This is a genomic window from Streptomyces niveiscabiei, from assembly GCF_001419795.1.
Taxonomy (GTDB): domain Bacteria; phylum Actinomycetota; class Actinomycetes; order Streptomycetales; family Streptomycetaceae; genus Streptomyces; species Streptomyces niveiscabiei.
Window position 1 is genome coordinate 1 of sequence record NZ_LIRL01001012.1, and the last position, 3,433, is coordinate 3,433.

Sequence of the window (3,433 nt, forward strand, 5' to 3'; positions counted from 1 at the left end):
CGCGGGGGTGCGGGTACTGCGGGGGAGAGCTGTCGTGCTCGTCGACGACATCGTCACCACCGGGGCGTCGCTCGCTGAAGCCGCGCGGGTGGTTGGGGAGGCGTGTGAGGGGGGAGGTGAAGAAGTGTCCGGTGAAGTCGCCCGGGAAGGGCCTCACCCGGTGGAGAGGAGGCGGCGAGGGGTGCTGTGCGCGGCCGTGGTCGCGGGATCACCGGATTCTTTTGAAATAAACCGGAACTGATCGAGAAGGCGCTTCGTTGCAGCTGGTGAGAGGCGCAATTCACCTGAACGGAGGTAGGGCGGAGTAGAGGGTGACGACATCCGTCCGGGCGAGATATGTTCGGTTCAGAGAGAAAGCCGCAGGCAGCAACTCTCGAATCCGAAATGCCGTGCGCGGTTTCGGGAAAAGACCCGCGCCGCCCAGGATGTGGATCTCTCCTTCGGGGGAGGAGGTGGACGTCACCGAGTAGGAAGGTTCCGGGGCTCACCGGAATCTGGTGCGAAAGGGAGACGCTCCGCGACGGAGCGGAGCGATCCGGGAACGGAGTTCTGCGTGGACATCGTCGTCAAGGGCCGTAAGACCGAAGTGGCCGAGCGGTTCCGCAAGCACGTGGCCGAGAAGCTGAACCTGGAGAAGATCCAGAAGCTCGACGGCAAGGTGATCAGCCTGGACGTCGAGGTGTCCAAGGAGCCGAACCCCCGACAGGCCGACCACCGGGACCGGGTGGAGATCACGCTGCGTTCCCGCGGCCCGGTGATCCGGGCGGAAGCGGCGGCCAGCGACCCGTACGCGGCGCTCGACCTGGCGGCGGAGAAGCTCGACGCACAGCTGCGCAAGCAGCACGACAAGCGCTACACCAGGCGCGGATCCCGCCGGCTGACGGCGGCGGAGGTCCCCGACCACGTCCCGGGCGTGGCCACCCTCAACGGCAGCGACGGCGAGCCGGTCGACGCCGGCCGCAACGGCGGCGTACCCACGAAGAAGATGGGCTCGCTGGAGGTGCAGGGCGACGGCCCCCTCGTCGTCCGGGAGAAGACCCACGTCGCGGCACCGATGACCCTCGACCAGGCGCTCTACGAGATGGAACTGGTCGGACACGACTTCTACCTCTTCGTCGACTCCGAGACCAAGGAACCCAGCGTCGTCTACCGGCGGCACGCTTACGACTACGGCGTGATCCACCTCCAGACCGACACGATGATCGCCGCGCAGGCGCACGGCGGCGAACCCGGCGGCACGCTCGGCGGCTGACCGCGCCGGCGATGACCCTCAGGGTGCCCCTGGAGCGCGTGTGCGCCCCCAGGGGCACCCCCGTGCGACCACTTCACGCCTTGCTCCGTCACCGCATTGTCGCCAGGGCATGGAATCATGGCCAGGGCGGCTCAACGAGTGGGCCGTTGCCTCGGGTTGGCGATGGCACAGGACCAACGGCCCCAGCCTCAGGGGGAGGAACGATGGCGGACAGCTTCGGACCGATGCGGGACGAGGACGCGCGCGACGGCGTCGTCGGCATGGGCCCGGACGCGGGCACCTCGCGGGGGGAGCCGATCAGGGTGCTGGTCGTCGACGACCACGCGCTGTTCCGCCGGGGGCTGGAGATCGTGCTCGCGGCCGAGGAGGACATCCAGGTCGTCGGGGAGGCGGGGGACGGGGCCGAGGCCGTCGACAAGGCCGCCGATCTGCTGCCCGACATCGTGCTGATGGACGTACGGATGCCGAAGCGCGGGGGCATCGAGGCCTGTACCTCCATCAAGGAGGTGGCGCCCAGCGCGAAGATCATCATGTTGACCATAAGCGATGAGGAAGCCGACCTCTACGACGCGATCAAGGCGGGGGCCACCGGGTATCTGCTCAAGGAGATCTCCACCGACGAGGTCGCCACCGCGATCCGGGCCGTCGCCGACGGGCAGTCCCAGATCAGTCCCTCCATGGCGTCCAAACTGCTCACCGAGTTCAAATCGATGATCCAGCGGACCGACGAGCGGCGGCTCGTGCCCGCGCCGCGGCTCACCGACCGGGAACTCGAAGTGCTCAAGCTCGTCGCCACCGGGATGAACAACCGGGACATCGCCAAGGAGTTGTTCATCTCCGAGAACACCGTGAAGAACCATGTGCGCAACATCCTGGAGAAGCTTCAGCTGCACTCCAGGATGGAGGCCGTGGTCTATGCGATGCGGGAGAAGATTCTTGAGATCCGGTGAGCCGTGGGGTGTCGGCGCGGGGTTCTCGGCGTGGGGTCGGGCCCCTCAGCGTAGGACTGCGGTCAGGGCCCTCCTCGTCTCCGTCGCCAGGGGCTCCTGGAGGTCCTGGGGGGTCACCCGCTCCACCCTGACGTCCGTGCAGTCCACCCAGCTCGCCGCTTCCGCCAGGGCCTGTGCCACCGCCGGGACCGCCTTCGGGCCGTCCAGCGAGACCTGCTTCGCCACCAGCGTGGTGCCCTCTCTCGCCGGGTCCACCCTGCCGACCAGTCGGCCGCCCGCCAGGACCGGCATCGCGAAGTAGCCGTGTACGCGCTTGGGTTTCGGGACGTACGCCTCCAGGCGGTGGGTGAAGCCGAAGACGCGTTCCGTTCTCGCTCGTTCCCAGATCAGGGAGTCGAACGGGGAGAGCAGGGTCGTACGGTGGCGGCCCCTCGGGGCGTTCTCCAGGGACTTCGGGTCCGCCCAGGCCGGTTTGCCCCAGCCCGTCACCGTCACCGGGATCAGGCCCGAGTCCTCGATCACCTCGTCGACCTGGTCGGCTCTCAGGCGGTGGTAGTCGGCGATGTCCGACCTTGTGCCCACGCCCAGGGCCTCGCCGGCCAGGCGGACCAGGCGGCGTACGCATTCCCTGTCCGGCAGGTCGTCGTGCAGGAGGGGGGCCGGGATTGCTCGTTCTGCCAGGTCGTAGACGCGTTTCCAGCCCCTGCGGTCCACGCAGACGACCTCGCCGTACATCAGTGCGCGTTCCACCGCGACCTTTGTGCCCGACCAGTCCCACCAGTCGCTCGTTCGCTTCGCGCCGCCCAGTTCCGTGGCCGTCAGGGGGCCCTCCGTGCGGAGTTGTTTGATCACCTGGTCGTAGACGCCGTCCGGGAGTGTGTGATTCCAGTGGGGGCGGTTTCTGTACGCGCGGCGGCGGAACGCGAAGTGGGGCCATTCCTCGATGGGGAGGATGCAGGCCGCGTGGGACCAGTACTCGAACGCGTGCGGGGGTGTGGTGGGGGTGGTCGGGGTCCAGTACGCGGACTCCACCGTTTTGCGGCCCACCGCGCCCAGGCGGGCGTACGGGATGAGTTCGTGGGAGCGGGCCAGGACGGAGATCGTGTCCAGTTGGACCGCGCCGAGGTGGCGGAGGGTGCCTCGGACGCCGGATCTGCGGTCCGGGGTGCCCAGGAGGCCCTGGGCCTTGAGGATGATGCGGCGGGCTTCGTCGGGGGTGAGGGTGGTGGTG

3 protein-coding genes are annotated in these 3,433 nt (G+C 68.4%); 2 read left to right on the forward strand and 1 reads right to left on the reverse strand.

Going from position 1 to position 3,433, the window contains the following annotated elements:
- Positions 1-553 precede the first annotated feature (553 nt).
- Positions 554-1,252 carry a ribosome hibernation-promoting factor, HPF/YfiA family gene (gene hpf / locus AOK24_RS38875; RefSeq protein ID WP_055724646.1) on the forward strand — a complete coding sequence of 233 codons (699 nt, stop codon included), beginning with the start codon at positions 554-556 and terminating at the stop codon, positions 1,250-1,252.
- Between the two features lie 203 nt (positions 1,253-1,455).
- A complete protein-coding gene (locus tag AOK24_RS38880; protein WP_010356950.1) occupies positions 1,456-2,202 on the forward strand; it encodes a response regulator in 747 nt (248 codons plus the stop codon).
- 45 nt (positions 2,203-2,247) lie between these two features.
- Here the strand turns inward: AOK24_RS38880 and AOK24_RS38885 are convergent.
- Positions 2,248-3,433, reverse strand: a 1,186-nt coding sequence (locus AOK24_RS38885; RefSeq protein WP_063799600.1) for a winged helix-turn-helix domain-containing protein, incomplete at its 5' end; no start/stop codon positions are given.